Source organism: Conexibacter stalactiti (genome assembly GCF_033542075.1).
Classification (GTDB): domain Bacteria; phylum Actinomycetota; class Thermoleophilia; order Solirubrobacterales; family Solirubrobacteraceae; genus Conexibacter; species Conexibacter stalactiti.
Map to the genome: position 1 here is coordinate 1 of NZ_JAWSTH010000012.1, position 25,222 is coordinate 25,222.

Consider the following 25,222-nt stretch of genomic DNA (forward strand, 5'->3'; position numbering starts at 1 on the left):
CGCCCGGCTGCTCGGCGCCCCGGGCGCGCGCGGCTGGCGCGCTGCCGGCGTCGTGCTCGGGGCCGAGCGCTACACCGTCGCCGCCGGCGAGCAGCGCGCGGTGCGCGTCCAGCTCACGCGCGCGGCCGAGCGCGTGCTGGCCGCTCAGGGCAGCCTCCGGCTGACGGCGACGGCGGTCCCCGCGAACGCCGCCGAGGCGACCGTCGCGCGGCCGCTGCGGCTGCTGGCGCGCCGCGCGCCCGCGCTGTCGCTCAGCGGCGCCGCGATCACCGCGGGCCGCGACGGCTCGCTCGCGGTCCAGGTCCGCTGCCCGGCCTGGGCGCGCTGCGCGGGCCGACTGACGCTGGGAAGCGCCGGCGCCCGCCCGGTCGCCTCAGCGCCCATCTCCGTCAGCGGCGGCGCCGCTCGCGCGGTTCGCCTCCGACTCGGCGCCACGGCCCGGCGCGCGCTGGCGAGAGCCGGGCGGCAGCGGCTGCGCCTGCAGGCGACGGTCGAGATCCCGGCCGGACGGCCGACGACCACGCGGCGAACCGTCACGGTCGTCGCCCCCGCGAGGAGCACCCGATGAGCACCCTGCGCCGCTCGCGCTCCCGCGCGCTCCCCGTGACCGGCGCGCTCAGCGCGCTCGCCGCGCTCGCCGCCGCGCTGCCCGGCACCGCCGCGGCCGCGGGCATCTGCCCGGATCCGCCGCCCGCGAGCCAGACCTCGCAGATCTTCGGCTACACCGGCTTCACGCAGCAGTTCGCGATCCCCGCGTTCGTCGACAGAGTGCGCTTCACCGTGCGCGGCGGCCATGGCGGCAGCTCGACCGGCAAGACCGGCGCCGGCGGCCGTCCCGGCATCGCCACCGGCGTCGTGCCGGTCGCGGGCGGCAGCTGTCTCAGCGTCGTCGTCGGCGGCTACGACGGCGGCCTCGGCTACGGATCCGGCGGCGCCCAGGGCAAGGGCGGCCCGTTCGCGTTCGACGGCAACCGCGGCGGCGGCGGCAGCGCCTTCGGGCCCGACGGCGGCGCGCCGCTCGTCGTGGCCGGCGGTGGCGGCGGCGCGGGCGGCAACGGCCTGCGCTGGGAGAACCAGAGCGACGGGCTGCCGGGCGGCGCGGGCGGTGACGGCGCCGGCGGGCGCGGGGCCGGCTCGCCGCAGGGCAGCGCCGGGTCGCAGCCGCCGGCCGCACAGTCCAGAAAGTCGGAAGGCAACGTGTTCGGGCTGCCCCAGCGCGGCAGCGGCACCAACGGCGGCGACTCCGACCGCTACGGCCCGTTCGACTGCGGCCTCAACTCCGGTGGCGGCGGCGGCGGTGGCGGCGGCATGCTCGGCGGCGGCGCCGGCAGCCGCTTCGACCCGACCGAGGACAGAATCGACCCCAGCTGGCAGAACCCCGACTTCCCCGTCACACCCGACTTCGCGCGCCGCGCGGGCGCTGTCCGCGCCCGCGCGGGCGGGATCGTGCTGGCCGCCGTGCCCGGCTGCGCCGACCTCACCTACGGCTTCGGCGGCGGCGGCGGGGCCGGCGGCGACTCGTTCGCCGACCCGGCCGTCGTCGACCCGGCCTTCACCGTCGACCAGGGGACCTGCCCGGCCGACGGCGGCCAGTTCCCCGCCTGCCAGGGCGCGGTCGAGCTGGACTGGTCGATCGACGTCAAGGCGGTCTCCGCGGCCGGCGGCAGCGTCCAGGAGACGACGATCGGCTCCCGCTACCCGGGCCTGCTGCAGGCGCGCGTGATCGCGGCCAACGACGCGCCGATCCCCGGCCTGGCCGTCACCTTCACGCTGCCGGCCAGTGGCGCGAGCGCGACCTTCGACGACGGCGGCACGAACCCGCGCACCGTCACGGTGACGACCGACGCCGCCGGCGTCGCGACCGCGCCGCCGCTGATCGCGGGAACGATCGCGGGAGCGTTCTCCGCGATCGCGACGGTCGACGGCGTCGCCCAGCCGGCACGCTACGCGCTCACCAACGATCCGGCCGTCACGGCGACCTCGCTCTCGACCGTCCCGGGCAACCCGTCGGTGACGGGCGAGCAAATCCGCTTCCTCGCGCAGGTCGCGCAATCGCCGTCGACCGCGCCGACACCCGCCGGGACCATCGTCTTCGAGATCGACGGGCAGAGCGTCGGGCAATCGGTGCCGCTCGACGCCGACGGCGCCGCGCTGTCCACGCCGGTCCGGCTCGCCGAAGGCGTGACCGTCACCGCGCGCTACCTCTCCAACGGCCAGTTCGTCGGCAGCAGCGGGACGACGACGCAGCGCGTCATCCGCGCCGGAACCGCGATCGACGTCAGCTCCTCGGCGAACCCGTCGGAGGACGACGACCCGGTCACCTTCACCGCCGACGTGAATGCGCTCGCCCCGGGCGCCGGGACGCCGACAGGTTCGGTCACCTTCGCCGTAAACGGGACGCCGCTCGGCGGGCCGGTCGAGCTGACCGACGGGTCGGCGAGATCGAACGCGATCGCGCTGCCCTCCGGCACCCACGACGTCACCGCCACCTACGACGGCTCGCCGCGCTACGCGCCGGCCACCGCGGACGCGGTGCAGTCGGTCGGCGCGACCGCGACGGCGACGGAGCTGACGGCCGACCCGCGCAGCCCCGTGGTCGGGCAGGCCTCGCTGATCACCGTGACCGTGAAGCCGCCGTCGGCGAGCCCGGCCGCCGTCCCGACCGGAGGAGTGGACGTCCTCGTCGACGGCATCGTCGCGTGCGACGGCGTCACGCTCGTCGCCGCCCAGGCCACGTGCGCGGTGACGGCGCCCGAGCTGCCCGGCGCCCATCAGATCACCGCCCGCTACGAACCGGGCAGCCTCGACTTCTCGGCCTCGCGCGGGGCGCTCGCCCAGCTCGTCGGCCAGGGCCGCACCACCGTGACGCTCGAGGCGACGCCCGATCCCTCCGTCTTCGGCGAGCCGGTGCGGCTGCACGCGCAGGTCGCCGCGGCCGGCGCCGCGACCGGGAATCCGACCGGCGCCGTCACGTTCACGGTCGACGGCGCCCCGGTCGGCCAGCCGGTGCCGCTGCGCGACGGCCGTGCCGACTCGGTCGCGATCCCCGCGCTCGCCGCCGGACCCCACGTGCTGCTCGCCAGCTACGGCGGCGACGCCAGCTTCTTCGCGAACGCGGCCGGCGCGACGCAGGGCGTCGACCCGGCGGCGACGCTCGGCACGATCCGCAGCTCGGATCCCGGGGCCGCGCTCGGCAGAGCGCCGCGCTTCACGATGCAGCTCGGGATCGCGCCGCCCGCGCTCGGCACGCCGGGCGGGAACGTCCAGTTCAGCGTCAACGGCCGCCCGTACGGGCCGCCCGTCGCCGTCGCCGCGGGCGCGACCGCCGTCTCCGCACCGGTGACCGGGCTGCGCGCCGGCGCCCACCTGGTGCGCGCCTCGTACCTCGGCATCCCCGGCTTCACGCGCGTCGACGCCCAGCTGACCCAGTGGATCGCGGCCCCGGGCTCGCCGTCCGCGCCCGCGAGGGGGTCCGCGACCCCGCTCCCGCCCGTCCTGACGCCGCGGCAGGTCGCGGCCGCCGAGCGCTCGCCGCTGCTGTGCACGCGGTCGCTGGCGATCACCGCCGTCTCGGTCAGCGGCAAGCGGGTGCGCCTGCGCGGCGTCGCCGCCGCCGACCTCGCCGGCACGCGCATCGCGATCGTGCGCGCAGGGCGCGAGGTCGCCCGCCCGACCGTGAACGCGACGGGCGGCTGGTCGGTCGTCGTCGCCCGCCCGCGGGGCCTGAAGGCCACCGACGTCGCCTACGTCGCGACCGCCGGCAGCACCCGCTCGGAGCCGGTCTCGCTGTCCCAGCCGCTGCGGATCGTCCGGGTTCGCGACCGCGGCCGCGGCAAGGTCCGCATCGAGGCGACGGTGAGCGGGGCGAAGAGCGTGAGGACGGCGACCGTCGAGCGTCGCATCGCCTGCGGCCTGATGCGGCAGGTCGCCCGTCCGCGCGTCGGCGCCGCCGCGCGCGCCGGCGGCCCGCGCCGCATCGCGGTGACCGTCACGCGCCCCCGCAAGGGCGCGGGCACCGCCATGCTGCGCATCCGCGTCGGCGCCGAGCTCGTCTCGCTGCCGGTCCTGCTCGCCCCCTGACCGCCCGCCCGGCGATCACCCTCTCGCCGTGCGCTTCTGCTTCTCCGGGTCGTCGAACGGGAGCGCATGGGTGACGGCGGCGGCTGTCAGGCTGCCGCGGACCTCGACGGCTCTGCCGGGCACGGCGAAGGGAACGTCGACGCGGGCGAGCGCCATCGAGCGACCCGTCAGCCGCGAGTGCATCGCGCAGGTGACGATGCCGACCTGGCGGTCGTCCGCCCACAGCGTGTCACCCTCGGCCGCGGCGAACGCGCGATCGCCGTCGCCGTCGAGCAGGACCCCGTAGATCTTGAAGCGCTCCCGCCCGCGCAGCCGCTCGTGCTCGCCCTGGCCGCGGAAGCCCTGCTTCCCGGGCGAGACGGTGAAGTCGAGGCCCAGCTCCCACAGCGTGTCGCCGGCCGCGTCCGCGGCGAACGGATACATCTGCGAGTTGTCGTAGGGATAGAACAACAGGTAGCTCTCCACCCGCAGCCAATCGAGCGTCGTGAACGCACACGGCACGATCCCGAGGTCGGCGCCCTGTTCCAGGATCGTGTCCCAGATCGCCGGCGCGTCCCGCGCCTTGCAGAAGATCTCGTAGCCGCGCTCGCCCGTGTAACCGGTGCGCGAGATCATCACCGGCCGTCCGAACAATCTGGTCTGCATGTGGTGGAAGTACGGCAGCTCGCGGATCCCGTCGACGTGGCGCGCGAGGAAGTCGACAGCCGACGGCCCCTGCAGCGAGAGGTCGTGGAGGTCGTCGTCGAACAGCACGGCGACGCTGCGCCCGACCGCCGAGCGCGTCAGCAGCTCGTGGCCGGCGCCGGCGCCATGGACGACGAAGAAGGCGTTGGGGCCGGTGCGGTAGACGATGCAGTCGTCGGCGAACGTGCCGCGCTCGTCGAGCATCGTCGCGTAGACGCACTTGCCCGGGTGCAGCTTCGAGACGTCGCGCGTGACCGCCTCCTGCAGCAGGCTCTCCGCGTGCGGGCCGACGTAGTGGACCTTCTTCAGGCCCGAGACGTCCATCAGCCCCGCTCGCGTGCGGATCGCCTCGTGCGCGTCGGCCAAGCTGGAGCCGTAGGTCCAAGCCGTCCCCATCCCGTTCCAGTCCTCCAGCGCGGACCCGAGCGCGACATGTCGCGAGGCCAGCGCCGAGATGCGCCACGAATTGGTCACGTGAGCTCACCGATCCTTGTCTGTCGTAGAGGGAAGCGCTGCGACGGTGTTGGCCAGCAGCAGCGCGATCGTCATCGGGCCGACCCCGCCGGGCACCGGCGTGATCGCGGCGGCGACGGTGGCGACGGCGTCGAAGTCGACGTCGCCGACGAGGCCGTCGTCGGTGCGTGTGATCCCGACGTCGACGACGACCGCGCCCGGTCTGACGTGCTCGACACCGATCAGCCGCGGGATCCCGCACGCGGCGACGAGGATGTCGGCGCCGCGGCAGACCGCCGGCAGGTCGGCGGTGTGCCGATGGCAGATCGTGACGGTCGCGTCACGCCGCAGCAGCAGGCCGGCGAGCGGTCGTCCGACGAGGTCCGAGCGGCCGACGACGACCGCGTGGCGGCCGGCGATCGGCACGCCGCACCGATCCAGCAGCTCGATGATGCCCGCCGGGGTGCACGGCCGCAGTCCGTCCCGCTGGCGCCACAGCTGGCCGGCATTCGCGGTCGTGAGGCCGTCGACGTCCTTGCCCACGTCGATCAGGTCGATGAACTCCGACGCCTCGAGCTGGGACGGGAGCGGCAGCTGCAGCAGGATCCCGCTGACGGCGTCGTCGGCGTTGAGCGAGCCGATCAGCTCGGCCAGCCGCTCGCCTTCGACGTCGCCCGGGAGGCGGTGGTCGAGCGAGCGGATCCCGACCGCCTCGCAGGCGCGGTGCTTGGCGGCGACGTAGACGTGCGAGGCGGGGTCCTCACCGACGAGGATCGTCGCAAGCGCCGGTGCCTCCCGCCCCCGTGCGCGCAGCGCGGCGACCGCGGCGGCGGTCTCTTCGCGCAGCGTGGCCGCGACCGCTCTGCCGTCGAGCAGGACCGCCCGCGCGCGCGGCGACTCGGCGCCGGCGCCGCTCCTCCCCGGTACGCCGTAGACGTTCGTGAAGCCCATGCTCAGAATACGACCGTCGTGTTGCCGTGCACGAGCACGCGGTCCTCGCAATGCCACTGGACGGCGCGCGCGAAGACCGCCCGCTCGACGTCGGCGCCGAGTCGCGTCAGCGCCGGCGCATCGTCGCGGTGGCTGACGCGCACGACGTCCTGCTCGATGATCGGACCGGCGTCGAGCTGCTCGGTCACGTAGTGGGCGGTCGCGCCGACGAGCTTGACGCCGCGCTCCTTCGCGCGCTCGTACGGGCCGGCGCCCTCGAAGGCCGGCAGGAACGAATGGTGGATGTTGATCACCGGCGTCCCGAGCCGTTGCAGGAAGTCGCCCGAGAGGATCTGCATGTAGCGCGCCAGCACGACGAGGTCCGCCCTGTCGGCGAGCAGCTCCAGCAGCGCCGCCTCCGCCGCGGGCTTCTCCCCTCTTCTGACGGGCACGTGGTGAAACGGCAGCCCGAAGCTCTCGACGTCGGCGCGCAGGTCGGCGTGGTTGGACGCGACCAGCACGAGGTCGGCGTCGAGCGTGCCGCGGCGCCAGCGCCACAGCAGCTCCATCAACGCGTGGTCGTGTCTGGAGACGAGCACCGCGACGCGCTTTCTGCGCTCGGCGTCCCACATCCGCCAGCGCATCTCGAAGCGGTCAGCGACGGCGAGGCCGAAGCGCTCGGCGAGCTGGTCGCGGGCGCTGAGCGCGAGCGTGAACTCGATCCGCACGAAGAACGTGCCGTCGCGCGGGTCGGTCGAGTACTGCGAGGAGCTGACGATGTTCGCGCCGGCATCGGCGAGGAAGCGCGAGACGGCGGCGACGATGCCCGGCCTGTCGGGGCACGAGCAGACGAGGCGGGTGAGCTGCACTGCCGGGGCCTCCTCGGCGCGGTCCGGCGCGGTCTGGAGCGTGGGAGAGGTCATCATCCTGAGGTCGGTCGGGAGGTGGTCGGCGTCAGTGGCTGACGGCTGCGGCGGCGAGCTCGGAGACCAATCTGTCCTCGTAGAAGCGCTCGAGCGTGAACGGGGCGATCAGCTCCGGGGTCCTGCCGGTCGCGACCAGCTCCGCCAAGGTCTTGCCGACGATCGGCGCGGCCTTGAAGCCGTAGGTGCCCCAGCCCGCGGAGACGTGGAAGTTCTCGACCGCGGTCGTGCCGAGGATCGGGCTGTAGTCGGGCGAGAGGTCGCAGAGCCCGGCCCAGGCACGCAGCAGCCGCGCCCGTTCCAGCTGCGGGAACAGCTCCAGCGTGTGCCGCGAGAGGTCCTGCAGGAAGTTGAGCGTGCCGTTCATCCGATACGTCGTCCACGGCTCGATCTCCGAGCCCATCACGAACTCGCCGCGATCGGACTGCGAGATGTAGACGTGCATCTGCGAGGAGACGACGACGACATCGAGGAACGGCTTGACCGGCTCAGTCACGCACGCCTGCAGGATGTGCGTGGTGATCGGCAGCGGCACCCCGGCCATGTCGTTGACGATCGACGACCAGCCGGCCGTGCAATTGAGCACCACGCCGGCCTTCACGCGGCCTCTGCTCGTCCGCACCGCCGAGATGCGGCCGCCCTCCATCTCGAAGCCCGTCACCTCCGTGCCGGGGTGGATCTCCGCCCCGCCCTCGTCGGCGCCGCGCGCGTAGCCCCACACGACCGCGTCATGACGGATGATCCCGCCCGGCGGGTGGTACAGCGCGCCCATGATCGGATAGGTCGTCTCCGGCCCGACGTACATCGCCGGCGCCAGCTCCTGCACCTCCTCCGGCGTGATCAATCGCGAGTCGATCCCCTGCAGCCGATTGACCTCGGCGCGGTTGGCCATCACGAACATCGCGCGATCGGAATGCGCGAGCGTCATGTGCCCGATCTGCGAGAACAGCAGGTTGAAATTCAGATCCTGAGCGAGCCCCTCGTACAACTTCACGCTCGCGTCATAGAAGCGCGCGCCCTCCGGCGTCTTGTAGTTCGAGCGCAAGATCGTCGTGTTGCGCCCCGCCGCCCCGCCACCGATATAGCCCTTGTCGAGCACCGCGACGTTCGTGATGCCGTGCTGCTTGAGGTAGTAGGCGGTCGCCAGCCCATGCGCGCCCGCGCCGACGATCACGACGTCGTAGCTGTCTCTGAGCCGCGACGGCGGACGCCACATACGACGCTTGCGAAACAGATCACGCATGCGAACCGACCTCCTTCGGAGCGTTGATCGGAGGCAGTGCGTCCTCGCTCACGGCAGCACCGCCGAGCCGCGCGCCGGCGTCTGCGACGACCTCCCACGCGTAGCTCGCGTAGGCCGCGCCGAACAGCAGCAGGTAGCGCTCCTCGGCCTCGCGGACGACGATCCCCGGCATTCGCGCGACCGATCCCGGCCGCAGCGCCGCGACCGGCGCGTGCGCGGGCCGCAGGTCGAGCGCGCAGAAGCGCGCGATCGTCTCACGCGCGAGCGGGCCGGCGAGCGTGATGGCGGCGAACTGCGCCGTGACGTCGAGCACGCGAGCGGCGCTCTGGCCAGCAGTCCCGTCGGCGCCATCCACCAGCGCGGCCAGCGCGCCGGTCGCGCCCGCCGCGCCCAACAGCAGCGCACGCGTCGGCGTCAGCGGGCACCACCAGCCGGCGTCGCCGCGCGCGGCGACGCCGGCGGCCGCTTGCTCGAAGCCGAGCGCGGCCCGCAGACCGGCCAGCTCGTCGGCCGGCGCTTGCAGTTCGAGCTTGCCGAGCAGTGAGCTGTCGGCCCAGCCGACGGTGTCGCGGCAGGCGGCAGGCGAGCTGCCCGCCGCGGCCGTCTCCGCCGCCAGCGGGCTGCGCGGCAGAGGTGCGGTGGCGCCGTGGTCGGCGCGCAGGAAGGCAAGGGTGCTCATGAGCGCAGGACCGCTCCTTCGGGGTCGTAGAACGGCTTCGTCGTGACCACGGCGTCGAACGACGTGCCGGCGTCGGAGATCGTCAGACGCGCGCCGTCGTGCGCGAGCTCGTGCGGAACCCACGCCATGCCGATCGTCTGTTCCAGCTTGGGCGAGCGGCGCGCGCTCGTCACCTGGCCCGCGGGCATGCCGCCGACGGTCACGACCGCGCCCTCGTGCGGGATGCGCCCGCCCGGGACGCTGAAGCCGACGAGCGCGTGCGCGGGATCGCGCTCGGCCGCGTGCTCCAGTGCCCAGCGACCGATGAAGTCCTGCGGCTTGTCGAGCTTGACCGTCCAGTCCATCCCGGCGCCGTACGGCGTCGACTCGGAGTCGGTGTCCTGCCCGATCAGCACGTGCAGCTTCTGCAGCCGCAGGATCCGCTGCGGCTCCAGCCCGAACGGCCGCAGGCCGTGCGCGGCGCCGGCCTCGAACAGCGCGTCCCAGACGCGCTGCGCTTGCGGAGCGGCGCAGTGGATCTCGTAGCCGACCTCGCCGACGAAACCGATCCGCAGCAGCAGGCACGGCACGCCCGCGACCTCCGCGTGCTTCGCCTCGAGGTATTCGAACGCGGCGTTGGAGCAGTCCAGCGGGGTCACCGCCGCCAGCACGTCGCGCGCCTTCGGCCCGGCGAGGTTGATCGCGGCGGTTCCCTGCGTCACATCGGTCAGCCGTGCGTCGAGGCCCCAGTCGGTCAGCCACCACGAGAACCAGCGCTCGACCGCTGCCGCACCGGCCGAGGTCGTCGTGACGTAGAAGGTCTCGTCGTCGAGCCGGCAGACGGTCCCGTCGTCGGTGATCCGCCCCATCTCCGACAGCAGCACGCCGTAGCGGATGCGACCGGGTCTGAGCGTGCTCATGCGGTTGGGGTAGAGCCGGTCCAGCAGCTCGCCGGCGTCGGGGCCGCGCAGCAGCAGCTTGCCGAGCGTCGAGACGTCGATCGCGCCGGCGGTCTCCTGCACCGCGAGCGCCTCCGCCTCCGGATCGCCGTAGTCGTAGGCGCGGCGCCAGTCCCCGGCCCAGCGCACTGTCGCGCCCAGCTCGCGGTGCCGGGCGTGCAGAGCGGAGCGCTTCGCCGCTTCGATCGGCCGCCCCGCAAGCGCGCCGAGCGGAACGGTCGACCACGGCGGGCGGGCCGTCGTGAGGCCGACGTCGGCGAGCGATCTGCCGGTGTGGTCGGCCAGCACACGGACCGACGGCAGCTGCGAGTAGCGCCCCTGCGTCGGCCCCATCGTGACGGTCGTGTAGCGCTTCGCCAACTCGATCACGTCGAAGCCCTCGTCCGCCGCCCGGCGCACGTCCTTGACGGTCACGTCCTCGTCGAGGTCGACGAACGCCTTGCCACCTCCACGGCCATCGTGAGCGCAGGCGGGGACCGGTGCCTGCGGGGCGGCCGGCTCGCAGGCGTCCAGCAGCGCGCGCGCCTCCTGCAGCTCGCGTCGCGCCTTCTGGCCGCCGAGGCCGAGCGCGACGGCGGCGCTCGCGCCGGCCGCCGTGCCGGCCAGCTCCGCCGCGCCGGCGGGGTGTCCCGCGACGGCGCCGGCGGCATGCACGCCCGGCGGCAGCGCGCCGGGCAGGAAACGTCCGGTGGCGGCATCGTGATGCGAGCGCGCGCCGGCCTGCAGCAGCAGCGAGCTGGCGGGCACCAGGCCGCCGCTGACCGCCAGCAGGTCGCAGTGCAGCTCGCGCGCGCTTCCGGGCAGCGCGCGCCCGGCGCCGTCGATCCGCGCCAGCACGACGCGCTCGACGGCGCTGTTGCCTCGCGCTCGCACGACGGTCGTCGCCGGCAGCAGCTCGACGCCCGCCGCGACGAGACGCTCGGCGGCGGGTCGAGCGGCCGCGTCGGGACGCAGGTCCGCGACGGCCGCGATCCGGATGCCGGCGGCGTGCAGGCCGAGCGCGGCCTCCAGTCCCTCGTCGCCGACCGTCGCGACGACCGCCGTCGTCCCCGGCGCGACGCCGTAGAGCGCGGCCATCCGGCGCGCGCCGCCGGCGAGCATGATCCCCGGCAGGTCGTTGTCGAGGAAGACGAGCGGCTGCTCCAGCGCGCCGGTCGCGCTGACGAACTGCCGCGCGCGCACCTGGTGCAGCGTGTCGCCCTGCCAGATCGGCACGAGCCCGTCGAAGTAGCCGAGCGCGGGAGCGCCCGCGAGGATCTCGACACCGGCGGCGCGCGCCTCGTCCGCACGGGCGCGGACGTGCTCGTGCCGACCCTCTGCCAGCAGCGCGCCACCGGGCTCGACGTCCTCGTCGCACAGCACGACGTCGGCGCCCATCCGCGCCGCGCGCAGCGCGGCGGACAGCCCGGCGAGGCCGCCGCCGATCACGAGCACGTCGCAGTGGCGGCGGCGATACTCGGTCTCCCACAGCCGCTCGTGCTGTCTGGCGGGCAGGCGGCCGAGGCCCGCTGCCTTGCGCAGCACGCGCTCGTACACGGGCCACATCCGCCGCGGGCGGATGAAGGTCTTGTAGTAGAAGCCGACCGGCGTGAACGGGCCGCCGAACTTGTCGGTCGCGCGCATCACGTCGAAGTCGAGCGACGGCCACGCATTCTGGTGCTCGACCCGCAGACCGGGCACGACCAGACGCGCCGCAGCGCGCACACCGGGCTCGTCGCCGACCTGCACGAGCGCGGTTCCGCTGCCGGCCGCGCCGCCCAGCTCGCCGCGCGGGCGGTGGTACTTGAAGCTGCGCGCCATCACCTTGCGCCCGGAAGCGAGCAGCGCGGAGGCGATCGTGTCGCCCTCGAACGCGTCGACCTGCTTGCCGTCGAAGCTGAACGAGATCGGCTTGGAGCGGTCGATCCGCTCGGCGGGCTGCGGTCTCAGACGGGTCATGCGCGCACCGGCTCTCTGGTCGCGGCGGGCGCCTCGTCGGGCCGCGCGGTCCACTTCACGTCGTTGGTGCGTGTGTCGCGTTCGGCGAGGAACCACTGTCCGCAGCCGGAGCGGTGGACCCACCACTCGCGCTGCACGCCGGCGACGTTGCGGCGGAAGTACGCGGACGCAGCCAATGCACGCAGCGACTCGGGGCGCGACGCCGGGCGCGGCGAGACCTCGCCGCCGAAGCCGAAGTCGGCCACCTCGCGCACGCCGCAGTTCGGGCAGGTCAACAGGAAAGACATCAGCTCGCTCGTCAGATCGGGGGTGTCAGCGGCCGTCGCGGCCGGGGATCCAGCTCGTGCCGGCAAGCGGCACGCGCGCCATCGCGGAGGCCTCGATCGTCAGCGCGACGAGGTCCTCCGGTTCGAGGTTGTGGACGTGCGACTTGCCGCACGCGCGCGCCAGCGTCTGCGTCTCCAGCACCAGCGTGCGCAGGTAGTTCGCCAGCCGCCGGCCGCCCAGCTCGGGGTCCAGACGGGCCGCCAGCGCCGGGTCCTGCGTCAGGATCCCGGCCGGGTCCAGCCCCTCGTGCCAGTCGTCGTAGTAACCGGCGGCAGAGCCGAGCTGGGCGTACTCCGCATCCAGCTCCGGCGCGTTGTCGCCGAGCGCGACCAGCGCGGCGGTCCCGACCGCGACGGCGTCGGCGCCGAGCGCCAGCGCCTTCGCGACATCGGCGCCCGAACGGATCCCGCCGGAGACGACGAGCTGGACCTCGCGGTGCATCCCCAGCTCCTGCAACGCCTCGACGGCCTGCGGGATCGCGGCCAGGAGCGGGATCCCGACATGCTCGATGAAGACGTCCTGCGTCGCCGCCGTGCCGCCCTGCATCCCGTCGAGCACGACCACGTCAGCGCCGGCCTTGACCGCCAACGCGACGTCGTAATACGTGCGCGACGCGCCGACCTTGACGAAGATCGGCTTCTCCCAACCGGTGATCTCGCGCAGCTCCTCGATCTTGATCTCGAGATCGTCAGGACCCGTCCAATCGGGATGACGGCAGGCGCTGCGCTGATCGATCCCGCGCGGCAGGTCACGCATCTGCGCGACGCGATCGGAGATCTTCTGCCCCATCAACATCCCGCCACCGCCCGGCTTGGCGCCCTGCCCGATCACGACCTCGATCGCGTCCGCACGGCGCAGGTCATCGGGGTTCATCCCGTAGCGCGACGGCAACAGCTGATAGACGAGCAAGTCGGAATGGCCCCGCTCCTCCGCCGTCATGCCGCCATCACCGGTCGTCGTGCTCGTCCCCATCGCCGAGGCGCCGCGGCCAAGCGACTCCTTCGCCTGCGCCGAGAGCGCACCGAAGCTCATCCCCGCGATCGTGACCGGGATCTTCAGCTCCAGCGGCCGCTTCGCGAAGCGCGTGCCGAGCGTCACGTCGGTCGCGCAGCGCTCGCGGTAGCCCTCCAGCGGATAGCGCGAGACGCTGGCGCCGAGCAGCAGCAGGTCGTCGAAGTGCGGGACCCTGCGCTTGGCGCCGCCGCCGCGGATGTCGTAGATCCCCGTCCGCGCGGCACGCTGGATCTCAGCGATCGCAGCACGGTCGAACGTCGCCGATTCGCGCAGGCTCATCGGTAGCTCCCCGCGTCGTCGGGCTTGAACGTGTACAGCTCGCGCGCCGTCCCATAGCGACGGAACTCCTCCGCGTCGGCGTCGTCGACCTCGGCCGCCGCGAGCAGCTCGCGCAGCTCCGCGAGGTGCTCCTCGCGCAGCTCCTTCTCGACGCAGTCGGCGCCAAGCGAGGCGACCGAGCCGCGCACATACAACCTCGCCTCATACAACGAGTCACCAAGCGCATCGCCGGCATCACCACAGACCACCAACCGGCCCCGCTGCGCCATGAACGCGCCCATGTGACCGACCGACCCCCGCACCACCACATCGGCGCCCTTCAGCGAGATCGCGCAGCGCGCCGACGCATTTCCGCGCACGACGAGCAGGCCGCCGTGGGCGCTCGCCGCCGCCGACTGGCTCACGTCGCCGTCGACCAGCACGCGGCCGGACATCATGTTCTCGGCGACGCCGGTGCCGGCGCTGCCGCGCACGCGCACGGTCGCGCGCTGGTTCATGCCGGCGCAGTAGTAGCCGACGTGACCGTCGAGCTCGACCTCCAGCTCGGCGTCGAGCCCGACGGCGACGTTGTGGCGCCCGCCGGGATTGAGGACCCGCCACTGCGACGGCCCGTCCTGCGCCTGCAAGCGCTCGTTGAGCGCGCGCAGAGGCTCGGCGGCGAGGTCGAACGTCGTGAGCGCCATCGTGCTCATGCGACCAGCTCCTTGCCCCACGAGTAGACGCGGCCCGGCTCGGGCTCCCACACGGTCGCGTCCTCGGCGCCCGGCAGCAGCGCCAGCGCGCGGTACTCGGATGCCATCGCGACCCAGTCGTCGGTCTCGGCCATCACCGCCGGCTTGCAGGCGATCGGGTCGCGCAGCACCGCGAAGCCGTCGACCGTACCGACCGCGAACGTGTAGAAGCCGTCGAGGTCGTCGAGGCAGCCCTCCAGCGCCTGCTCCAGCGTCGCGCCCTCGCGCATCCGCCAGCTGAGGTAGCCCGCGGCGACCTCCGAGTCGTTCTCGGTCTGGAACGCGATCCCCTCGCGCCGCAGCACGCGGCGCAGGCGGTTGTGGTTGGAGAGCGAGCCGTTGTGCACGAGACAGAGGTCGGCGCCGGTCGAGAACGGGTGTGAGCCCTCGGTCGTGACGCGGCTCTCGGTCGCCATCCGCGTGTGGCCGAGCGCGTGGCTGCCGCGCAGCTCGTCGAGCGCGAAGCGGCGCGCGAACTCGGCCGGCGCGACCGCCTCCTTGATGATCTCGATCGCGCTGCCCGCGCTCATCGTGCGCAGCGACGGGAAGGCCGCGGCGGCCCAGCGCTGCAGCTCTCCGGCCTCCGCCGAGACCGTGACGCAGGCGTGCCGCGGGCCGGCGAGTCGCGTCCGCGCGCTGCCGAACCGGGCCGCGAGCGTTGCCTCGACGCCGTCCCAGTCGACCGTCTCCTCGCCCGGTGCGTGCAGCGAGAGCTTCGCGAAGCCGGCGTCGACCGGGTCACGGTAGATCGCGACGCCCGCGCTGTCGGGGCCGCGACTGCCCATCTCGACGAGCATCCGCGAGAGGTGGGCGCCGAGCTGTTCGCCGACGCCGGGGGCCTTGCTGTAGAGACCGACGATTCCACACATGTCGAGGGTCAATCTAGGTTTGCCCCGGCCCCGCTCCCATGGCCGAGGCGGCCAGAGTTCGACCGCCCGATGTGGCTGATCTGCACCTTCCCCGGCAGCGAGGCGTCGCGTTTGATGGACGCACCATCCCAAGGAGCCGAACGACTGTGCCGACCACCAACGCGTTGCCCTCGCCGACGACGAACGGCCACCTCCCGGCCGGGCCGTTGCCGCGCACCCGCGAGGAGGTGACCGCCTACGTGCGCGAGCGCGGCGTCGAGTTCGTCTTCGCGCAGTTCGTCGACATGCACGGCAAGCCGAACGCCAAGCTCGTGCCCGCCCACCATCTCGACGGCCTGTTCGACGACGGCGCCGGATTCGCCGGCGCGGCGGCCGGCGACATCGGGCAGACGCCCAACGATCCGGATCTCGAGGCGATGCCCGACGCGTCGAGCTTCACGCCGCTGCCGTGGCGCCCGGAGATCGCGCGGATGGCGTGCGACGTGCACGTGCTCGGCGAGCCGTGGGGCTACTGCCCGCGCACGATCCTCAGACGGCAGCTGGCGCGCGCGGCCGCGCTCGGCTACGAGTTCAAGATCGGCGCGGAGCTGGAGTACTTCCTCGTGCGCCGCAGAGCCGACGGCGGGATCGAGCCGGCCGACGCGCTCGACACGTTGGAGCAGCCCTGTTACGACATGCGCGCGCTGACGCGCAACCTCGACTTCGTCGGCGACGTCGCGCGCCACATCGACGCGCTCGGCTGGGACAACTACGCGACCGACCACGAGGACGCCAACGGCCAGTTCGAGCAGAACTTCGGCTTCGCCGACGCGCTCACGACCTGCGACCGCGCGATCTTCTTCCGCTACATGGTCGAGTCGATCGCGCAGGAGCGCGGCCTGATCGCGACCTTCATGCCGAAGCCGTTCGCGCACCTGACCGGCAACGGCTGCCACTTCCACATGAGCCTGTGGAAGGACGGCGTCAACGTCTTCGAGGCGCCGCTCGACGAGGATCCCAACGGCCTCGGCCTCTCCCCCACCGCCTACCGCTTCCTCGGCGGCCTGAAGGCGCACGCGAAGGCGTATATCGGCCTGACCGCGCCGACCGTGACGTCGTACAAGCGGCTCGTCGTCGGCTCGCGCAGCGGCTCGGCGTGGGCACCAGTCCACATCAGCTACGGCGCCAACAACCGCACGCAGATGCTGCGGATCCCCGGTCCCGGGCGCATCGAGGACCGCACCGTCGACGGCTCCTGCAACCCGTACCTGGCGGCGACTGCGCTGCTCGCGGCCGGCCTCGACGGGATCGAGAACGAGCTCGACCCCGGCGCGCCGACCGGCTCGCTGAACCTGCACGAGCTGTCCGAGCAGGAGCGTGTCGCGCGCGGGATCGACGTGCTGCCCGCCAACCTGCTCGACGCGACGCGCGAGCTGGAGCGCGACGACGTGCTGCGCGCCGCGCTCGGCAGCAACGCGAAGGGTGACTACCTCGACTACTTCGTCGGCGTCAAGCGGGCGGAGTGGACGCGCGCGCAGGAGCAGATCACGCAGTGGGAGCTCGACCGCTACCTGCAGCTCTACTGAGGCGTCGCGATGGTGAGCGAGCGACACACGAGCGTTCCGCGCTGGGCCGAGCTGCCCCGCGTCGATCCGGGGGCGCGGAGGATCGCGATCGTCTCGATCGGTGACACCGGTCGAGACGTCGCGCGGGGCTGGGCGGATGCGACGCGGCAGGCGCGAACGCCGCTGTGGAGTGCGCATGGCGAGACCGCTGACGCGCGCGTCGTCGAGGCGCTGCGCGAGCAGCTGCGGCACGCGACGGTCGGCTGGCGGCTGATGCTGGCCGGACCCGAGCTCGATCTGCTGCGCCTGCGCGCCGAGGCGGTCGCCGCCGGCGCGCTCGGCGAGGAGGTGCGCCAGCACGTGACCAGCGCGACACGGCGGCGCGTCTGGTGCACCCATTGCCGCACGATCGCCGAGCACGCGACCGCGGTCGGTGACGAGGTCGGCTGCACCGGCTGCGGTCGCACGCTGCTCGTCTACCACCACGTCTCGCGCCGGCTCGGCGCCTACATGGGCTTCATGGCCGACGCCGAGGAGCCGCGATGAGCGACGTCCGCGACGAGCGCCTGGTCCTGCGCGTCGAGCGGATCGAGCGGCTGACGCCTGCCGTTCGCGCGATCCGGCTCGTCGATCCGCGCGGCCACGCGCTGCCGAGCTTCACGCCGGGCAGCCACGTCGTCGTCGAGTGCGGCGGACGGCGCAACGCCTACTCGCTGACCGGCCCCACCGACGCGCCCGACCACTACGCCATCTCCGTCCGCCTCGACGTCGAGGGCGCCGGCGGCTCGCGCTGGCTGCACGAGCGGCTCGGCGACGGCGACCAGCTGGTCGTCTCGCCGCCGCGCAGCGCCTTCGCGCCCGCGCGCTCGGCGCGCAAGCACCTGTTCGTCGCGGGCGGCATCGGGATCACGCCGATCCTCTCGCACGTGCGCGCGGCCCGCCGTTGGGGCGACCCCTTCACGCTGCTCTACGCCCACCGCCGCGACGCCGCCACGCACGTGCCCGAGCTGGAGCGGCTGTGCGGCGACCGCCTGTCCCGCTTCCGCCGCGGCGCCGACCTCGGCGAGCGACTCACGCAGGAGCTGACGGCGCAGCCGCTCGGCACCCACCTCTACGTCTGCGGACCGGGCGCGATGAGTGAGACGGTGCTCGCCGCCGCGCGCGCCGCCGGCTGGCCCGAGGGGCGGCTGCACAGCGAGCGCTTCTCGGCCGACGAGCTGAGCCCCGGCCGGCCGTTCACCGCCGTGCTCGCGCGCAGCGGAACGCGCTTGCGCGTGCCGTCGGGGGTGACGTTGCTGGAGGCGCTGGAGGCGGTCGGCGCCCCGGTCTCCAGCCTCTGCCGCCAGGGCGTCTGCGGCGAGTGCCGGGTCGGCGTGCGCGCCGGTCGGCCCGAGCATCGCGACCTCTACCTCAGTGGCCCCGAGCGGCTCGCGGGCGACAGCGTCATGTGCTGCGTCTCGCGCGCCGAAGACGACGAACTGGAGCTGGACCTGTGACCCAAACGACGACGCTGCCCGACCGGGTGCGCGGCTTCCCGTTCCCGTTCGCGGCCGACACGTACCGCTACAGCACGAACATCGAGCCGGCCCGCGCCGTGCGCACGACGGAGGCCGGCGGCTGGGGCGCGACGATCGTCGACGTCGACGGCGACTACCGCGACGAGCTGGCCGAGCGTGCGCGGATCCTCGCGCGCGACCCGACCCGCTGCATCGTGCTGCCGCACATGCGCGTCGCCGCCTGGGACACGCTGCTGCTGGGCCTGCAGGAGCTGGCACTGGCGCGGCCCGGGCAGATGCGGCTGCGGCGCGAGCGCAACGGCGCCTGGCACTGGGTCAACGAGCTGGCGGAGGTCGAGCAGCGCTTCGTCTTCGGGGACGACGACACGCTCCCGTGCGAGCCGCTGCGCTTCGTCGGCGACCAGCTGCAGGAGGATCTCGTGCTGCTCGACCAGCGTGAGCAGCAGCTGTTCGCCGATGCCGGCCTCGTCACGTTCGCGGCGGACTGGTCGCTCGGCTTCGACGTCGGCATGAGCTTTCTGGAAGTGCACGGTCCCGTCCCGCGCATCCACGTCGAGGGGATCATCCCGCGCGCGCAGCAGTTCCTGCTGCGGCTGCAGCTCGGCCACCCGTACCGCCGCACGAACTGGACGATGACGGTCGACCGGCGGCTCGACACCGCGACCGAGACATATCCCGAGTGGGGTCCCGACCGCTCGCAGGTGGTGCTCGGCGACGACGTCGGCGCGCGCCTGCACCTGCGCGTCGAGGTGCAGCATCTCGTGCGCCTGGCGGAGTCCGGCGCGGTCCTGTTCGTGATCCGCTCCTACCTGCTGTCGCTGCGCGAGCTGGCGCTGGTCGAGCCGTGGCGGCGGCGCACCGCCGAGGTGCTCGACGAGCTGCCGCAGGACCTCGTCGACTACAAGGGGATCACGCGCTTCAGGAGCGCGGCGGTCGACTGGCTGCGCGCGGCCGCGTGAGCTCTCCGGCGGCGCCGCCCGCCGCCATCCCGGCGCGCAGGCGCGTGAGCTTGACGGCCAGCTCGAGCGCGAGCAGGTCGGCGCCGGGGAGCGTCAGGCCGGTCAGCAGCTCGATCCGCTCCAGCCGGCGGCGCAGTGTGTTCGGGTGCACCGTCAGCGCCCGCGCCGTCTCCGTGACGCTGCGGCTGCTGGCGAGATACTGCTCCAGCGTCGCGACCAGCTCGCTGCCGCGCCGGCGATCGTAGGCGGCGATCGTGCCGACCGCCTCGACGTACCGATCGGTGGGGCCGTCGGCGGCCGCCAGGTGCACGAGGTAGCGGTACGCGCCGAGCTGCGCGTAGGCACGCGCGCCACCCTCATGCAGGAGCGCGGCGGCGACGCACGCCGCGTCTCCCGCCTCCTGCAGGCTCCCGCCGCCGGCGGTCGCCGAGCGGTGCACGTCACTGCGGCCGATCGCCACCGCATGCGCCGTGCCCAGCCGGGCGAGCGCCGCGTCGAGCGCGGCCAGCTCGCCGCTGGCGCCGCCAGCCGGAAGCGGCAGCAGCGCGCGGACGCGCTCGCCGTCGGCATGGCAGAGCGCGCCGGGGATCTGACGACGCAGACCTGCCTCGCAGCGCTCCGCCTGCTGCTGCCACGAGCTGCGCGGCCGTGCCGTCGGCACGACCTGCACGACCACGTAGGAGCGGTCCAGCCCGCAGCGCGCCCGCAGCGCGAGCGACTCCGCCTCCGCGACGCGGCCATGCTCGAACGCGGCGAACAGGTCGCGCACCACGTTCTCCTCGGTCAGCCGCTCGATCAGCTCGGCGGTCCTGAGCGCCAACGCGAGCTGGTTGCCGACCGCGCGCAGCAGCTCCTCGGCATCCGGCTCGAAGCCGTGCTCGGCGGTCGCGACGAGCACACCGAGCTGCTCCTCCCCCGCCGTCACCGGGACGCTCAGGACCTGCGCCGCCGCCTCGGCGGCGGCGAGCGCGGGCCCACGGCGGCCGTCATGGGACTCGTGCAGCCGCACCTCGCTGCAGCGCAGCAGTTCGCGGACGCCCGCCTCGGCGATCTCATGCAGCTCCTCGCGGCAGCGCGCGCCCGCGATTCGCTCGCTCAGCGTGGTCAGCAGTGTCAGGGCCGCGACGCGCCGACGCGCGTCGGCGTACAGCTGCGCGTTCTCGATCACGCCGGCGACCAGCGGCGCGGCGTGCTCCAGCAGCCCGATCGTCGCCTCGTCGAACTCGCGCGGCGCGATCGTGTGCAACACGATCACGCCGAGCACCGTCCCGCCGCGCGATGGGATCGGGATCGCCGCCATCGACTGGAAGCGCTCCTCCTCCAGCTCGCGCACGTAGTGGTTGCGCGGATCGGCGAGCGCGCCATCGCGCACGAAGACCGAGCGGTTGCTGCGCACCGCCCACCCGCTGATCCCCTCCTCGACGCCGAACTCGACGCTGCCGACGACATGCGAGTAGACGGCCGAGGCCGCCTGCAGCCGCAGGCGCTCACCGTCACGCAGGTAGACGAAGCAGGCGTGCGACCGGGTCGCTCTCGACAACACGTCGACGATCCCGTCGAGCACGCGATCGAGGTCGGGCGAGGACGCGATCACGCCGATCACGTCGTAGAGCGTCTTGCGCCCCAGCTGCACCGACCGCCCGAGCACGGTCATCGCGCGGCCGGCGGTCTCGTGCGCGGCGGGGCGAGGACGCTCATCGCGCGTCGCCCGCGCTCAGGCCGCCGGAGACGCGGCGTGCAGCGGCGCCGCGACCGCCTCGCCGGTGCCCGCGTCGAAGACGTGCAGCGCGGATGCGGATGCGTGAAACGCGACGCGGTCGCCGGGCGCCGGCAGTCGCCCGCCGCCCTCCGAGCGCGCGGCGAACGTCTCGCCGATGCCGTCGTCCTCACCCGCCACGTCGACGGCGGCGGCGGCGTGGCGGAAGTAGACGATCGTCTCGGCGCCCAGCTCCTCGACGACCTCGACCTCTCCCCGCAGGGTCAGCGCCTCGCCCGGCGCCGGCTCGGCGCCGAGCCGCCAGTCCTCCGGCCGGATCCCGACGAGCACCTCGCGCGTCTGTCCCGGCCAGCGCCCGCCGACGTCGACCCCGGCGCCGTCCTCCTGCCCGGTGACCCGCAGCCGTCCGTCCTCCAGCGCCCCGCGCATCACGTTCATCGGCGGCGAGCCGATGAAGCGCGCGACGAACGCGTTCGCCGGGTTGCGATACAGCTCCTGCGGCGCGCCGACCTGCTGCACGATGCCGTTGCGCATCACCGCCACGCGCGAGCCGAGCGTCATCGCCTCGGTCTGGTCGTGCGTCACGTACAGCGTCGTCGTGCCGAGCCGGCGGTGCATGCGCGCGAGCTCGCCGCGCATCTGCGTGCGCAGCTTCGCGTCGAGGTTCGACAGCGGCTCGTCCATCAGGAACGCCGCCGGCTGACGGACGATCGCCCGCCCCATCGCGACGCGCTGGCGCTGACCGCCCGACAGCTGGTTCGGCCGCCGTCTCAGCAGCTCGCCGAGCCCCAGCAGCTGCGCGGCCGCTCTGACGCCCTCGGCGACCTCCTTCTTCGCCACTCTGCGCATCCGCAGCGGGAACGCCATGTTGTCGTAGACGGTCATGTGCGGGAACAGCGCGTAGTTCTGGAAGATCATCGCGACGTCGCGGTCGCCGGGCTCGACGTCGTTGATGACGCGGTCGCCGAGCACGATCTCGCCTTCGCTGATCTCTTCGAGCCCGGCGAGCATCCGCAGCGCCGTCGTCTTCCCGCAGCCGGAGGGCCCGACGAGGATGAGGAACTCACCGTCGGGAATGTCGAGCCGCAGGTCGTCGACGGCCAGGGTGCCGTCCTTGTAGCGCTTGGTCACACCATCGAAGCGAATGCTCGCCATCGTCCTTCTCCTTTATTCGCGCGTCGTGCTGCGCGAGAACTGATTCGCGATCCGGCTCTGGAACGCGGCGTAGAGCACCATCGTCGGCAGCGCGCTCAGCAGCAGCGCCGCCGAGACCGTCGGCCAGTCGGTCGAGTAGCGGCCGCGGAACTCGGTCAGCCCGAGCGGCAGCGTGCGGCCGGCCGCGCTGTCGAGCAGCACGACGGCGAGGAACAGCTCGTTCCACAGCACGATGAACGTGATCACCGCGATCAACGTGATCGGCGAGCGCGCCAGCGGGACCATGATGCGCCAGAAGACGCCGAACTCGCTGCAGCCGTCGAGCCGCGCCGCCTCGCGCAGCTCCTCCGGGATCGCGCGGAAGAACGCCCGCGTCAGCAGCACGGCGAAGCCCATCATCAGGACCGAGTAGACGCAGATCAGGCGCAGCGCGCCGTTCTCGACGCCGACCTCCTTGACTGTCAGCAGCAGCGGGATCGCGAGGATCGAGATCGGGACCAGCTCGCTGAAGAGGAAGACGAACAGGATCACGAAGCCGCCCCGCCCCCACAGCCGCGCCAGCGCGTAGCCGGCCAGCACGGAGGTGAACGTCACCAGCGGCACGGCGGCGCCGACGACGATGACGCTGTTGAGCACATAGCGCAGCACGTCGTCGTTGCCGAGCACCGCCGCGAAGTTGTCGAAGTTGAGCGACTGCGGCAGGCTCATCGGGTGCTGCGTGTACTCCGCCTTCGTCTTCATCGCGACGGTCAGCATCCACAGCACGGGATAGAGCGAGGCGGCGCTCGCGACGATCAGGATCGCGTAGCGCGCCGTCTCGCGCAGCCATCTGCGCCCGGCGCGGCTGGTCTGCGCGACGGCCGGGAGCGGGCGTGGCGCCTGCTGCGCCGGCGGGCGCGCGAGCGTCTGCTGTTCAGTAGTCACTTAATACTCGACTCGTCGTCGTGAGCCGATGAGCAGCGTCGTGCCGACCAGCACGATCGTCATCAGCATCGTTATCACCGTGATCGCACAGGCACGGCCGAAGTTCAGCCCCGCGAAGCCCTCCAGGTACGCGCGCAGGCCGAGCACCTCGGTCGAGTGGACCGGCCCGCCGCGGGTCATGATGAACGCGAGGCTGGTGAAGAAGACGAACGAGCCGGTGATCACCAGCGCGGCCGACACCGTCAGGCTGTCGCGCAGCAGCGGGAAGACGACGTGGCGGAAGATCTTCCACACCGACGGCGTCTCCAGTCGCGCCGCCTCCTTCAGCTCCGTCGGGATCGCCGACAGCGCCGACAGCTGGATCACCACGTGCAGGCCGAGGATGCTCCAGACCGAGACGAGGATCAACGCCCACAGCGCCGCGTTCTTGTCCCCCAGCCACGTCACCTCGCCGATCCCGAAGACGCCGAGGAACTCGTTCGCGACGCCGCCGGCCGGGTTGAAGATCTCCGCCCACAGCAGCGCCGTCGCCGCCAGCGGGATCACGACCGGCAGGAACAGGATCCAGCGGAACAGCGGCAGCAGCCGCCCTCTGCCCGACAGGCAGACCGCCAGCAGCAGCGCCAGCGGCAGGATGCAGATCAGGCAGGCGCCGACGACGATCAGCGTCACCTTCACGTTCGTGAAGAAGACGGGATCGTCGACGAACAGCTGCTTGTAGTTCTCGAAGCCGACGAATCTTCTCGGCTCCAGCCCGTTCCAGCGGAAGAAGCTCAGCGCGATGCCGAAGACGACCGCCGCCACGTAGAAGACGAGGAACAGCGCCATCGCCGGCGTGACCATCGCCACTTTGATGATCGATGCTGAGCGGGGCCGCCACCGCGACCGCCGCATCCGCACCACACCGCTTGCGTTCGACATCTCAGACATTGCGCCGCTCGCAGATCCTCTGCCGCTCAGCCGAGCTCGGGGAAGTTCGGCCGCTCTCGCTCGCTCGTCTCGGCCATCGCCTTCGCCCACTCCTCGGGCGTCAGCTCACCGGACGTGAGCGCCACGACGCTGCCGTTGTACTCGCCTCTCAGCGTCGAGGGCAGGATCGTGTCGCTGACCGGCGCGATCTCTCTGGCGGAGCTGAAGACCTCCGACAGGCTTCTCTGCAGCGCGCTGCCCTGCGGTCTCGGATCGGCCGCGACGCTGAGCTGGCTGTTGGTGTTGGCGTAGTCGTCGACGACGTCCCCGAACGAGTCGAGGAACGCGGCGACCAGCGCCGGGTTCTTCTCCGCCGCCTTCGCCGATGCGGCGAGGCCATTGACGCCGCCGAGGATGCCCTCGAGTCGCTCGGTCGAGTGCGTCGCGCCGGGCGCGTCGGGCAGCGGGAAGACGGCCGTTCTGAATCTCGCTCCGGAGCTCTCGACCTGGTCGGCGAACCACGAGCCGGTGAAGGTCATCGCCGCCTTGCCCTGGGCGAACAGGTTCGTCATCTGCGAGTAGTTCATCCCGGTGAAGCCCTTCGGGAAGCATCTCGCGTCGATCAGCGCCTTCATCTGCTCGGCGCCGCTGACGAAGTTGTCGTCGGTCCAGCTGACGTCGTCGGTGCCGTAGGCGGCGTCGCGCGTCGTGCCCGCGCCGCCGAGCTGGTAGAGCAGCGCGTCCTGCAGCTGGCCGGTGGTGAATTGATCCTGGCCGGCGTTGCCCATCGCCAGCGGCGTGACACCCGCCGCGCTCAGTCTGCCGCAGGCGGCGAGCAGCTCGTCCCACGTTCTCGGGACGCTGACGCCGTGCTCGGCGAGCAGGTCCTCGTTGGCCCAGCCGAGGATGATGTAGGAGTAGATCGGGACGCCGTTGAGGTGCCCGGCTCTGTCCTTGAACGGCTCCAGCGTCGACGGGTTGTAGGCGTCGACGTCGACGATCTCCTCCAGCGCCGCGATTCTGCCGGCACGGATGTACTTGTCGAGGTCCTCGCCGGCGTTGGGGATGAAGACGTCGGGCTCGTCACCGGAGGAGAAGGCCGCGAGCGTCTTGGTCCAGTAGTCCTCGGTCGAGTAGCGCGTGACGTCGACCTTCGCGTCCGGGTATCTCTGCTCGAAGTCGGCGACGAATCTGTCCCACCATCTGCCCTCGTTGCCCTCGGGCAGGAAGTTGTAGAAGGTGAGCGTCCCGCTGACGTCGCTGCTCGCCGACGTCGTCGCGGCGGACGTCTTGCCGTCGTCGTCGGACGAGCCGCTGCCGCACGCCGCGACCGCTCCCATCGTCAGGACCAGCCCGGCTGCGGCGACGACCTGCCGCCAGTTCTTCGTACCTCGTGCCATGGGGCGCTT

General features: G+C 72.9%; 21 protein-coding genes. 6 read left to right on the forward strand and 15 right to left on the reverse strand.

The window, feature by feature from the left end; translation table 11 throughout:
• A partial coding sequence (locus R7226_RS06945; RefSeq protein ID WP_318596320.1) for a hypothetical protein occupies positions 1-568 on the forward strand: 568 nt, incomplete at its 5' end.
• Complete coding sequence (locus R7226_RS06950) at positions 565-4,080, forward strand: Ig-like domain repeat protein (protein WP_318596321.1); 3,516 nt, start codon at positions 565-567, stop codon at positions 4,078-4,080. The genes R7226_RS06945 and R7226_RS06950, both read left to right, overlap by 4 nt.
• Positions 4,081-4,095: 15 nt before the next feature.
• Here R7226_RS06950 and R7226_RS06955 read toward each other — a convergent pair whose 3' ends face one another.
• Genes R7226_RS06955 through R7226_RS07000 form a run of 10 tightly spaced genes read right to left on the reverse strand, consistent with a single transcriptional unit; the run spans position 4,096 to position 15,088 of the window.
• Positions 4,096-5,238, reverse strand: coding sequence for an aminomethyltransferase family protein (locus tag R7226_RS06955; protein ID WP_318596322.1), 1,143 nt, complete (start codon positions 5,236-5,238; stop codon positions 4,096-4,098).
• Between the two features lie 6 nt (positions 5,239-5,244).
• Positions 5,245-6,168, reverse strand: a complete 924-nt coding sequence (folD, locus tag R7226_RS06960; RefSeq protein ID WP_318596323.1) for a bifunctional methylenetetrahydrofolate dehydrogenase/methenyltetrahydrofolate cyclohydrolase FolD — start codon at positions 6,166-6,168, stop codon at positions 5,245-5,247.
• A gap of 2 nt (positions 6,169-6,170) precedes the next feature.
• Positions 6,171-7,070 carry a formyltetrahydrofolate deformylase gene (gene purU / locus R7226_RS06965; RefSeq protein ID WP_318596324.1) on the reverse strand — a complete coding sequence of 300 codons (900 nt, stop codon included), beginning with the start codon at positions 7,068-7,070 and terminating at the stop codon, positions 6,171-6,173.
• 31 nt (positions 7,071-7,101) lie between these two features.
• The gene (locus R7226_RS06970; protein ID WP_318596325.1) at positions 7,102-8,286 is read right to left on the reverse strand and encodes an FAD-dependent oxidoreductase; all 1,185 of its coding nucleotides are present in this window, start codon (positions 8,284-8,286) and stop codon (positions 7,102-7,104) included.
• A gap of 19 nt (positions 8,287-8,305) precedes the next feature.
• On the reverse strand, positions 8,306-8,992 hold the full coding sequence (locus R7226_RS06975; protein WP_318596326.1) for a hypothetical protein: 687 nt from the start codon (positions 8,990-8,992) through the stop codon (positions 8,306-8,308).
• Positions 8,989-11,868 carry an FAD-dependent oxidoreductase gene (locus R7226_RS06980; RefSeq protein ID WP_318596327.1) on the reverse strand — a complete coding sequence of 960 codons (2,880 nt, stop codon included), beginning with the start codon at positions 11,866-11,868 and terminating at the stop codon, positions 8,989-8,991. Before R7226_RS06980 ends, R7226_RS06975 begins: the two co-directional genes overlap by 4 nt.
• Complete coding sequence (locus tag R7226_RS06985) at positions 11,865-12,155, reverse strand: sarcosine oxidase subunit delta (RefSeq protein ID WP_318596328.1); 291 nt, start codon at positions 12,153-12,155, stop codon at positions 11,865-11,867. The genes R7226_RS06980 and R7226_RS06985 overlap by 4 nt, the downstream gene beginning before the upstream one ends.
• Positions 12,156-12,180: 25 nt before the next feature.
• Entirely contained in the window at positions 12,181-13,488 is a 1,308-nt protein-coding gene (locus tag R7226_RS06990; protein ID WP_318596329.1) for an FMN-binding glutamate synthase family protein, read from the reverse strand.
• On the reverse strand, positions 13,485-14,180 hold the full coding sequence (locus R7226_RS06995) for a GltB/FmdC/FwdC-like GXGXG domain-containing protein (RefSeq protein WP_318596330.1): 696 nt from the start codon (positions 14,178-14,180) through the stop codon (positions 13,485-13,487). The genes R7226_RS06990 and R7226_RS06995 overlap by 4 nt, the downstream gene beginning before the upstream one ends.
• Complete coding sequence (locus tag R7226_RS07000; RefSeq protein WP_318596331.1) at positions 14,177-15,088, reverse strand: class II glutamine amidotransferase; 912 nt, start codon at positions 15,086-15,088, stop codon at positions 14,177-14,179. The genes R7226_RS06995 and R7226_RS07000 overlap by 4 nt, the downstream gene beginning before the upstream one ends.
• 146 nt (positions 15,089-15,234) lie before the next feature.
• Here R7226_RS07000 and glnT point away from each other — a divergent pair, with 146 nt between their 5' ends.
• From glnT to R7226_RS07020, 4 genes are read left to right on the forward strand one after another with little or no spacing between them, the layout of a single operon-like run.
• Positions 15,235-16,653: a type III glutamate--ammonia ligase gene (glnT, locus tag R7226_RS07005; RefSeq protein ID WP_318596332.1), complete on the forward strand. Its 1,419-nt coding sequence runs from the start codon at positions 15,235-15,237 to the stop codon at positions 16,651-16,653.
• A gap of 12 nt (positions 16,654-16,665) precedes the next feature.
• Positions 16,666-17,178, forward strand: a complete 513-nt coding sequence (locus tag R7226_RS07010) for a dimethylamine monooxygenase subunit DmmA family protein (RefSeq protein WP_318596333.1) — start codon at positions 16,666-16,668, stop codon at positions 17,176-17,178.
• The gene (locus tag R7226_RS07015) at positions 17,175-18,128 is read left to right on the forward strand and encodes a PDR/VanB family oxidoreductase (RefSeq protein WP_318596334.1); all 954 of its coding nucleotides are present in this window, start codon (positions 17,175-17,177) and stop codon (positions 18,126-18,128) included. Before R7226_RS07010 ends, R7226_RS07015 begins: the two co-directional genes overlap by 4 nt.
• On the forward strand, positions 18,125-19,108 hold the full coding sequence (locus R7226_RS07020; protein ID WP_318596335.1) for a heme-dependent oxidative N-demethylase family protein: 984 nt from the start codon (positions 18,125-18,127) through the stop codon (positions 19,106-19,108). The genes R7226_RS07015 and R7226_RS07020 overlap by 4 nt, the downstream gene beginning before the upstream one ends.
• Here the strand turns inward: R7226_RS07020 and R7226_RS07025 are convergent.
• The 5 genes from R7226_RS07025 to R7226_RS07045 all read right to left on the reverse strand — a co-directional run bounded on the left by R7226_RS07025 (position 19,068) and on the right by R7226_RS07045 (position 25,213).
• The gene (locus tag R7226_RS07025) at positions 19,068-20,762 is read right to left on the reverse strand and encodes a GAF domain-containing protein (protein ID WP_318596336.1); all 1,695 of its coding nucleotides are present in this window, start codon (positions 20,760-20,762) and stop codon (positions 19,068-19,070) included. The genes R7226_RS07020 and R7226_RS07025 overlap by 41 nt on opposite strands.
• A gap of 60 nt (positions 20,763-20,822) precedes the next feature.
• Positions 20,823-21,980, reverse strand: coding sequence for an ABC transporter ATP-binding protein (locus R7226_RS07030; RefSeq protein ID WP_318596337.1), 1,158 nt, complete (start codon positions 21,978-21,980; stop codon positions 20,823-20,825).
• A 12-nt stretch (positions 21,981-21,992) separates the two neighbouring features.
• The gene (locus R7226_RS07035; protein WP_318596338.1) at positions 21,993-22,904 is read right to left on the reverse strand and encodes a carbohydrate ABC transporter permease; all 912 of its coding nucleotides are present in this window, start codon (positions 22,902-22,904) and stop codon (positions 21,993-21,995) included.
• Complete coding sequence (locus R7226_RS07040; RefSeq protein WP_318596339.1) at positions 22,905-23,747, reverse strand: carbohydrate ABC transporter permease; 843 nt, start codon at positions 23,745-23,747, stop codon at positions 22,905-22,907.
• Between the two features lie 113 nt (positions 23,748-23,860).
• On the reverse strand, positions 23,861-25,213 hold the full coding sequence (locus R7226_RS07045; RefSeq protein WP_318596340.1) for an ABC transporter substrate-binding protein: 1,353 nt from the start codon (positions 25,211-25,213) through the stop codon (positions 23,861-23,863).
• Positions 25,214-25,222 lie beyond the last annotated feature (9 nt).

What these genes read in the sequence shown, in the direction of transcription:
- R7226_RS06995 (WP_318596330.1), bottom strand. Translation starts at nt 14,180, where the DNA reads ATGAGCACGATGGCGCTCACGACGTTCGACCTCGCCGCCGAGCCTCTG.
- purU (WP_318596324.1), bottom strand. Translation starts at nt 7,070, where the DNA reads ATGACCTCTCCCACGCTCCAGACCGCGCCGGACCGCGCCGAGGAGGCC.
- R7226_RS07030 (WP_318596337.1), bottom strand. Translation starts at nt 21,980, where the DNA reads ATGGCGAGCATTCGCTTCGATGGTGTGACCAAGCGCTACAAGGACGGC.
- R7226_RS06985 (WP_318596328.1), bottom strand. Translation starts at nt 12,155, where the DNA reads ATGTCTTTCCTGTTGACCTGCCCGAACTGCGGCGTGCGCGAGGTGGCC.
- R7226_RS07025 (WP_318596336.1), bottom strand. Translation starts at nt 20,762, where the DNA reads ATGACCGTGCTCGGGCGGTCGGTGCAGCTGGGGCGCAAGACGCTCTAC.
- R7226_RS07040 (WP_318596339.1), bottom strand. Translation starts at nt 23,747, where the DNA reads ATGGTCACGCCGGCGATGGCGCTGTTCCTCGTCTTCTACGTGGCGGCG.
- folD (WP_318596323.1), bottom strand. Translation starts at nt 6,168, where the DNA reads ATGGGCTTCACGAACGTCTACGGCGTACCGGGGAGGAGCGGCGCCGGC.
- R7226_RS06975 (WP_318596326.1), bottom strand. Translation starts at nt 8,992, where the DNA reads ATGAGCACCCTTGCCTTCCTGCGCGCCGACCACGGCGCCACCGCACCT.
- R7226_RS07045 (WP_318596340.1), bottom strand. Translation starts at nt 25,213, where the DNA reads ATGGCACGAGGTACGAAGAACTGGCGGCAGGTCGTCGCCGCAGCCGGG.
- R7226_RS06950 (WP_318596321.1), top strand. Translation starts at nt 565, where the DNA reads ATGAGCACCCTGCGCCGCTCGCGCTCCCGCGCGCTCCCCGTGACCGGC.
- R7226_RS06980 (WP_318596327.1), bottom strand. Translation starts at nt 11,868, where the DNA reads ATGACCCGTCTGAGACCGCAGCCCGCCGAGCGGATCGACCGCTCCAAG.
- R7226_RS07015 (WP_318596334.1), top strand. Translation starts at nt 17,175, where the DNA reads ATGAGCGACGTCCGCGACGAGCGCCTGGTCCTGCGCGTCGAGCGGATC.
- R7226_RS07000 (WP_318596331.1), bottom strand. Translation starts at nt 15,088, where the DNA reads ATGTGTGGAATCGTCGGTCTCTACAGCAAGGCCCCCGGCGTCGGCGAA.
- R7226_RS06990 (WP_318596329.1), bottom strand. Translation starts at nt 13,488, where the DNA reads ATGAGCCTGCGCGAATCGGCGACGTTCGACCGTGCTGCGATCGCTGAG.
- R7226_RS06970 (WP_318596325.1), bottom strand. Translation starts at nt 8,286, where the DNA reads ATGTGGCGTCCGCCGTCGCGGCTCAGAGACAGCTACGACGTCGTGATC.